This is a genomic window from Sporosarcina koreensis (genome assembly GCF_042655825.1).
Taxonomy (GTDB): Bacteria; Bacillota; Bacilli; order Bacillales_A; family Planococcaceae; genus Sporosarcina; species Sporosarcina koreensis.
Map to the genome: position 1 here is coordinate 146,486 of NZ_JBHSNP010000025.1, position 8,163 is coordinate 154,648.

Sequence of the window (8,163 nt, forward strand, 5' to 3'; positions counted from 1 at the left end):
CTCCTTATCGTCCGATTTCTTTTTCGTGCGGCAATACTGTATCCGCATAGATTTCTGTCGGATATTCACCCGTGAAGCACGCAAGACATTGACCGCAATTTTTCATTTCAGCTGGTCTGCCGATCGCTTTCAGCATCCCTTCAGCCGATAGGAACGTCAGTGAATCCGCATCGATCAATTCCCGCACTTCATCGACTGAACGCCCTGTCGCAATCAACTCGGAATCCGTGCTGATGTCGACGCCATAGAAGCAAGGGCTCACGAGCGGCGGCGCCGCAATGACGACGTGCACCTCTTTCGCACCGGCTTCCCTCAGCATTTTGACGATCCGTCTCGAAGTCGTGCCTCGGACAATCGAATCGTCCACCATGACGACGCGTTTCCCTTCGACGACTTGATGCACCGGCGAAAGCTTCATCTTCACGCCTCGTTCGCGCATCGCCTGCGTCGGTTGGATGAAAGTTCTGCCGACATACCTGTTTTTAATCAACCCTAACTCATACGGGATGCCGCTTTCCTCGGAAAATCCGATTGCCGCGGAAATGCTCGAATCCGGAACGCCCGTGACGACATCCGCTTCGATGTTGACTTCCCTTGCCAGCTGCTTGCCGCAACGTTTCCGCGCCATATGGATATTAATGCCGTCGATGTCCGAATCCGGCCTCGAAAAATAGACATATTCCATCGAGCAGATCGCCCTGTCTGCAGGCTCTGCGAATCGATCGGAATGCAATCCTTTATCGTTGATGACAATTAATTCACCCGGTTCAACCGAACGGATCGTTTCCGCGCCGATCAAGTCGAACGCGCATGTTTCGGATGCGACAACCCATGCATCCCCGAGCTTCCCGAGCGACAATGGACGTAAACCATTCGGGTCCTGCGCAACGAGCAAGCCGTCCTCCGTCAAAATGACAAAGGCAAAAGCCCCTTTCAACATCGACAGCGCCTTTTTCACACGGTCGCGCTGTGTCAATGAACCGCCGCTGCTTCGCTTAATCAAATGGGCAAGTACTTCGGTATCAGACGTCGTCTGAAAAATACTGCCCTGCTTTTCAAGGCTTTCCTTCAAATCCTTTGCATTGACCAAGTTGCCGTTATGCGCAATCGCCAAACTGCCCGTCATGGAACGGAAGACGAGCGGCTGCACATTTTCAGCGCCCCGCCCTTCCTCTGTCGTGTAGCGGACTTGGCCGATCCCTGCGCGCCCTGTCAAGGTTTTCAGCGCATCACCGGAAAACACATCATTCACAAGGCCTTCACCTTTCACAACATGAAGCCCTTTGCCATTCTTCGTTACAATCCCTGCGCCTTCCTGGCCGCGGTGCTGCAGCGCATGCAAGCCATAATAGCTTAGCTGTGCCGCATCTTCATGCCCCCAAATGCCGAACACGCCGCATTCTTCGTTCAGGCCTCTGAGTTCAGCAAGCATGGAATTGCCCCTTTCCAAGCAGAACGGAATTCTTCCACCGTCCCGTCAATCAAAACCGTATCGTTATCGCCTGTAATGACGATTCTATTTTGATCGGTAACTGTACCGATTTGCACTGCATCTTGAACGATCGCTTCAAAAGCAGTCGTCAGCTCCTCTTTCACCGTCACAAGGAAGCGGGATTGCGTTTCACTGAATAATGCCGTCACCGCAGAACCCGTCACAGTCACTTCGGCTCCAAGGCCTTCCGCGTCGAATGCCTTCTCGCACAGCGCAACAGCAAATCCGCCTTCCGACAAGTCAGTCGCCGATTGAACGAGCTTGCTTTGGATTGCTTTGAGGAGCGCTTGTTGACGTGCAGCTTCCACTTCCAAATCGATGGCTGGCACTTTTCCGAAAATCTTGCCATGGACCATTTGCTGAAGCTCGCTTCCTCCAAATTCCGTCTCCGCTTCGCCGATCAAATAAATCGCGTCGCCCGCTTGTTTGAATGAAGTCGTCGTCACTTGCGACAGATCATGCACAAGTCCGACCAAGCCCATCGTTGGCGTCGGATAGACCGGAACACCGTTCACTTCATTCGACATCGATACGTTCCCGCCGATGATCGGCGCATTCAACGTACGGCATGCGGCTGCAATGCCATCTGCTGATTTCTCAATCTGCCAGAACACTTCCGGCTTATCCGGGCTGCCGAAGTTCAGGCAATCCGTTGCCGCAATCGGCTCTGCGCCTGAACAAATCAAGTTACGTGCCGCTTCGGCAACTGCAATCTTTCCGCCTGTTTCAGGATCGAGGTAAATATAGCGGGAGTTGCAATCCGCTGTCATCGCAAGACCTTTATTCGTGCCACGTACGCGGATGACTCCAGCTGAAGAACCTGGCGCAACGACTGTGTTCGTTCTCGCCTGCGAATCGAATTGACTGTATACCCATTCTTTTGACGCAATTGTCGGACGTTGCAATAAAGCAGATAACGTCTCTTTCAAGTCTTCGACAGCCGGCTCTTCATTTTCCATCGCCTGGAATTTACTGAAGTAGGCAGGCTCTTCCGATTTCTTATGGTAGACTGGCGCGTCTTCCGCTAGAATATCTGCTAGAATTTCCGCGACAACCTCACCTTTATGTGTAAGCCGAAGCATTTTGTCATCCGTCACTTTCCCGATTGCCACCGCTTCAAGACCATATTTCTTGCATAAATCGATGATTTCCTGCTCACGCCCTTGCTTCACGACAACGAGCATCCGCTCCTGTGACTCGGAAAGCATCATTTCATACGCCGTCATGCCTTCTTCACGCTGCGGAACGAGATCCAAGTTCAATTCCACGCCGTACCCAGCTTTCGAAGCCATTTCCGCTGATGATGAAGTGAGGCCAGCAGCACCCATGTCTTGGATTCCAATTAACGCATCAGACTTCACCAACTCAAGGCAAGCTTCCATAAGCAACTTCTCAAGGTATGGATCCCCTGCTTGCATGACCGGCAGTTCTTCTTCTTTATCTACCGCGACTTCAGCAGAAGACATCGTTGCACCATGGATTCCGTCACGGCCCGTCTTCGCTCCGACATACAACACAGTATTGCCGACACCGGATGCAAGGCCTTTCTGGATATCTTCATGATTCAGCAAACCAACAGCCATCGCATTGACGAGCGGACGCTTCGAATAGCAATTGTCGAACTGGACTTCCCCAGCAACCGTTGGGATTCCGATTGTGTTTCCGTAGCTCGCAATGCCTGCAACCGCCTCTTCGAATAAATAACGGTCGCGCGCATCCGTCAAATCACCGAAACGCATCGAGTTCACAAGTGCCACTGGACGCGCTCCCATAGAGAAGACATCACGGATGATGCCGCCAGCTCCAGTCGCTGCGCCGATGAACGGCTCTATAGCTGATGGAGAGTTATGTGATTCCATTTTGAAGACAGCTGCCTGATTATCCCCGATATCGACGATTCCTGCCCCTTCCCCTGGACCTTGCAACACGCGTGCACCTTCCGTCGGGAATTTGCGCAATACCGGCTTCGAGCTTTTATAAGAACAATGTTCCGACCACATCGCCGAAAATAAACCGGTTTCCGTGTAATTCGGAAGACGACCGATCATTTCCGCTGCACGATCGAACTCCTCATCGGTCATTCCCATTTGGCGATACAGTTTTTCATCTTTGATTTGCTGAGCTGTAGGTTCATGCATGGTTGACATTCTTCTCACTCCAGTTCTTCAAGATTGATCGGAATAAAGGCAAACCGTCCGTTCCGCCGATGATTTCCTCGACCGCACGTTCAGGAAGCGGCATCATGCCAAGGACATTCCCTTCTTCATTCAACACGCCTGCGATTTTCTCCACACTTCCATCTGGGTTGCCGTCTTCGTACGTGAAAACGATGCGATTCCGCTCTTTCAATTGTGCGGCAGTGTCTGCGTCGACGTAATAGTTGCCGTATTCATGTGCGAAAGGAAGTGTAATTTGCTGGCCTTGCTCGTAGATGCTCGTAAATGTTGATTGCGAATTTTGAACAGCAAGCTGCGCATTGCCGCTTCTGAATTTCAATCCTTTATTCCGCAAGAAAGCGCCTGGAAGAATGCCGGCTTCGACAAGGATCTGGAAGCCGTTCCCTACGCCGAGAACGGGCTTGCCGGAAGCTGCGAATGCCTTTAGGCTATCAATTGATTTGGAGCTCTGCGCGAGTGCGCCCGGGCGTAAATAATCACCGTATGAAGCGCCTGTCGGAATGACGACGGCATCGAAATTTTCCAGATTGGCTTCTTGATGGTTGATGATTTCCGCGCCGACGCCCACGATATCGACGAGGGCATGATACATGTCCACGTCACAGCTGGACCCCGGGAAACTTAAAATAGCGAACCTCATTTGCCCGCAACCTCCCTGATTTCAAAGCTATAGTCCTCGATCACTTTATTGACAAGAAGTTTATCGCACATTTCCTTCACGCGCGCTTCGATTTCACTTTCAGTTCCTGCTAGCTCAAGCTCGATCAGTCTTCCGATCCGGACGCTTTCGACTTCATTGAACCCTAATGTCTGGAGCGCCTCCTGAGCTGCAATTCCTTGTGGATCAACAACACTTTCGCGTAATGTTACGTAAACGTTCACTTTTGTCATGTCAATTTCCTCCCGAATGGATTAAGTTTGGTATCGAATTGTTGTAGAGGTGTTATGCCCAAATGTTAGTTGAATCGATTTCTTTTAACGTCTTCTCTATATCATCAGTCATGATGGTCACATGCCCCATCTTCCGTTTTTCTTTCGCCTCGGCCTTCCCGTATAAGTGGACCGACCAATCAGGGTGGTTCGTGATCACTTTCTTCAACGGCACGACATGTTCCCCGAGCACATTCACCATGATGGCCGGCGCCCATAGCTTCGGCTTGCGCAGCGGCCAGCCGCACACCGCACGGATGTGCTGATGGAACTGCGATACATTGCACGCCTCGATCGAGTAATGGCCCGAGTTGTGAGGGCGCGGTGCTAATTCATTAATGACAATTTCATCATTCTCGAGCACGAACATTTCAACTGCCAGGGTTCCGACAAGCTCCAAATGATCAGCAATCCGTTTCGCCGCATCTTCCGCCTTCCGGATGACTGACTCGGAAACTCTTGCCGGAACGATTGATTCATGCAAAATATGATGCTTATGAATGTTTTCGGCAATCGGAAGGCAATACGATTCACCTTCCGGATTGCGCTGGATGATAGCGGAGATTTCCGTCTTGAAAGGGACGAACGCTTCCGCGATGCATGCCGAGTGGGCAAATAGCGGTTCCGCCAGTTCAATATCGTCCGCCGATTCGAGCTTCACTTGCCCTTTTCCGTCATATCCGCCGAAAGCGGTTTTCACGATGCATGGGAAGCCGACCTTATAGATTTCCTTTATTAATTCACTGAATGAAGCGGCAGCGACATAATTTGCGACCGGCGCACCGGAAGCTTTGATTTCCGCTTTTTCCGCTATCCGATTTTGAGTGATCCGCACAAGCTCGGCTCCTTGAGGAACATAAGCAATCTGACTAAGCCGCTCGAGACCTTCGTAATCGATGTTTTCGAACTCATACGTGATGACATCACTTACTTCGCCGAGCTCCTCGAGCGCTGCCTCGTCGTTGTATGGAGCGACGATGCGGATATCGGCAATCTGGCCGCACGGTGAATCCATTGTCGGATCGAGCACCGCAATCTTAAATCCGGCTTCCTTCGCAGCAATCCCCATCATCCTGCCAAGCTGTCCTCCGCCGATAATGCCGATTGTTTGCCCTGGTAAAATCGTCTTCATTGCAACTCACCACTGCTTTCCAATGACGCATCCCGCATTTGTGTACGACGTTCTTCGAGACGGTTGCGCAGCTTCGGATCGTGAACGGCTAAAAACTGGGCAGCAAGCAATCCGGCATTCGTAGCACCTGCTTTGCCGATCGATACCGTCGCGACTGGAACTCCTCCCGGCATTTGAACGATGGAAAGCAATGAATCCATGCCATTCAATGCCTTTGATTGAACCGGAACGCCGATGACAGGCAAGAGTGTCTTCGCAGCGACCATCCCTGGCAGATGGGCAGCGCCCCCTGCACCTGCAACGATCACTTCAATTCCGCGCCCCTGCGCCTGCTCTGCATATTCGAACATGAAGTCAGGTGTGCGATGCGCTGAAACGACCTTCTTTTCGTAGTCAACGCCCAGCTCGTCCAAGATATCGCAAGCATGCTTCATCGTTTCCCAATCGCTTTTACTTCCCATGATCACGCCGACTTTCGGTCCCATAGACAATCCGCTCCTTTAGTAGACTGATAATGAATGTAACTGAGTTAATCTTCCATAAAAAAATCCTTGAATAAGCTGCCTTCCATAATGCATGGAAAGCAGTTCATTCAAGGATATTCAAAATGCTCAAGATGAACGTATCCATTAGACATGGCACACCTTTCGCTGAATCCTAAAAATCGCTTTCCCGCATAGTCCGGACATTTACGGCGTCCTGGTAGAAACGCTGAAGCCAATCCTTCAGCATATATGTGGGTTATGTAACTACACACTCAGTGTAACAACTGTTTTTGAATACGTCAATAAAAAATACGAACAATAAACAATTACATATGTTCATCGTTCGTATAATAGACGATTTATTCTTCTAAAACCCCTTTAAACTTGATGACTTGCCGGATTGGGACGTACTCGCCGTCCTTCTCCATGAAGACCGGTTCCTCCATCCGGCCCGCTACACGATAACCTTCAGCGGACAATCGCTGCAAGCATTCCTCGATGGATTCGCCTTCCGCGACTTCAAACCATACCGTTTTCTTTTTCGCACTCATTTGAATAAATTTCCTCTCCTCACAGACTTCACCCAGAACCCGCCATGGATTGTCCTTGCTTCATACGCAATAATAAATGCTTTCGGGTCGATCTGTTTGATCGTATCATACAGTTTCAGTTCATCTTTGCGTGGCGTCAAAATCTGCATCGCCGAACGGCTTCCTTCCAATCCGTGCGCAGACCAATCCGTGACCCCATATCCTTTTTCCCGCAACAGTCGCGGCATCTCAAAGTCGATGCCGGCCGTAATGACATTCACCGTGATATACCCGAGCGCCATCTTCTCTTCAATCTTCGTACCGACAATGACCCCGCTGCCGTACCCTAACGCATACGCAATTATATTTTGTATTTCATTCAAGTTATCCAATACCAATCCAAGACCTACAATATAGATGACAATCTCGATCATACTCACGAAGGCAGCAGAATAACGATAGCCCTTAAGCGTAAGAATCATCCGGATCGTAAAGAAAGATACGTACACGATGTTAATAACAAATATGATCAATACCATTTTCATTCTTCAGCAAACCTCCTGATGACTAGATTGACCTCCATCGTATCGTGCAGAGCAGTGGATTACAAGAATTTGTTGTTATGGACGGGGGTGGGATTTATATGTAATGGATTGGTTTGGTGGCAGGACGGTATGCTTTGAGCGTGGAACGGCTTGCTTTGGGCGTGGGACGGGGCTCTTTGGGCGCGGAGCGGCTTGCTTTGGGCGCGGGGAGGCTCGCTTTGGGCACGGGGCAATAAAACATCTTAGCTAATCCTACTTCGCGCCAAATGCTTTTAACACTTTAAGAACTAGTTATTGGAATGAATCAATTTCAAACACAAAAAAACCATCCCCAAATGGGAATGGCCTTTGCCTAGCGACGTCCTACTCTCACAGGGGGAAGCCTGTTCCCTGCGTAATTTACACCGTTGGCGTAAATTACGCAAAGCGGCTGCGCCGCTTTACTACCATCGGCGCCGAAGAGTTTAACTTCCATGTTCGGAATGGGAACGGGTGTGACTAATCTTATAACCTTCGGTTTTATTTTAAATAAACAAAAAAACCATCCCCAAATGGGAATGGCCTTTGCCTAGCGACGTCCTACTCTCACAGGGGGAAGCCCCCTACTACCATCGGCGCTGAAGAGCTTAACTTCCGTGTTCGGTATGGGAACGGGTGTGACCTCTTCGCCATCATCACCAGACGATTGAACGATACTTGTTCGTTCAAAACCGGATAAAACCAACATTGTCGCTGAACTTCAAGTTCAACCGTACTAATTTAACTTATAAGGTTAAGTCCTCGATCGATTAGTATCCGTCAGCTGCACGTGTCGCCACGCTTCCACCCCGGACCTATCCACCTCATCTTCTCTGAGGGATCTTACTTACAAA

Annotated in this window: 8 protein-coding genes, 2 rRNA genes and 1 riboswitch; all 10 genes read right to left on the reverse strand. The window is 50.1% G+C overall.

Annotation, left to right across the window (positions count from 1 at the left end; genetic code table 11):
- Window positions 1–4: 4 nt before the first annotated feature.
- Window positions 5–1,432 (reverse strand): amidophosphoribosyltransferase, encoded by a 1,428-nt coding sequence (gene purF, locus ACFPTP_RS11570; RefSeq protein ID WP_381445013.1) that lies wholly within the window; start codon window positions 1,430–1,432, stop codon window positions 5–7.
- Window positions 1,408–3,639: a phosphoribosylformylglycinamidine synthase subunit PurL gene (purL, locus tag ACFPTP_RS11575; RefSeq protein ID WP_381445015.1), complete on the reverse strand. Its 2,232-nt coding sequence runs from the start codon at window positions 3,637–3,639 to the stop codon at window positions 1,408–1,410. Before purL ends, purF begins: the two co-directional genes overlap by 25 nt.
- Window positions 3,623–4,309, reverse strand: a complete 687-nt coding sequence (purQ, locus tag ACFPTP_RS11580) for a phosphoribosylformylglycinamidine synthase subunit PurQ (RefSeq protein ID WP_381445017.1) — start codon at window positions 4,307–4,309, stop codon at window positions 3,623–3,625. The genes purL and purQ overlap by 17 nt, the downstream gene beginning before the upstream one ends.
- The gene (gene purS / locus ACFPTP_RS11585; protein ID WP_381445019.1) at window positions 4,306–4,560 is read right to left on the reverse strand and encodes a phosphoribosylformylglycinamidine synthase subunit PurS; all 255 of its coding nucleotides are present in this window, start codon (window positions 4,558–4,560) and stop codon (window positions 4,306–4,308) included. The genes purQ and purS overlap by 4 nt, the downstream gene beginning before the upstream one ends.
- A 52-nt stretch (window positions 4,561–4,612) precedes the next feature.
- Window positions 4,613–5,731, reverse strand: a complete 1,119-nt coding sequence (gene purK, locus ACFPTP_RS11590) for a 5-(carboxyamino)imidazole ribonucleotide synthase (RefSeq protein WP_381445021.1) — start codon at window positions 5,729–5,731, stop codon at window positions 4,613–4,615.
- Complete coding sequence (gene purE / locus ACFPTP_RS11595; protein WP_381445023.1) at window positions 5,728–6,216, reverse strand: 5-(carboxyamino)imidazole ribonucleotide mutase; 489 nt, start codon at window positions 6,214–6,216, stop codon at window positions 5,728–5,730. Before purE ends, purK begins: the two co-directional genes overlap by 4 nt.
- A gap of 172 nt (window positions 6,217–6,388) precedes the next feature.
- Window positions 6,389–6,489, reverse strand: a riboswitch (purine riboswitch).
- Between the two features lie 86 nt (window positions 6,490–6,575).
- A complete protein-coding gene (locus ACFPTP_RS11600) occupies window positions 6,576–6,767 on the reverse strand; it encodes an NETI motif-containing protein (protein WP_381445026.1) in 192 nt (63 codons plus the stop codon).
- Window positions 6,764–7,291, reverse strand: a complete 528-nt coding sequence (locus tag ACFPTP_RS11605) for a DUF2179 domain-containing protein (protein WP_381445028.1) — start codon at window positions 7,289–7,291, stop codon at window positions 6,764–6,766. The genes ACFPTP_RS11600 and ACFPTP_RS11605 overlap by 4 nt, the downstream gene beginning before the upstream one ends.
- Window positions 7,292–7,857: 566 nt before the next feature.
- A 5S ribosomal RNA gene (gene rrf / locus ACFPTP_RS11610) occupies window positions 7,858–7,973 on the reverse strand.
- 86 nt (window positions 7,974–8,059) lie between these two features.
- Window positions 8,060–8,163: ribosomal RNA gene (locus ACFPTP_RS11615) — 23S ribosomal RNA — on the reverse strand; the annotation flags it as partial.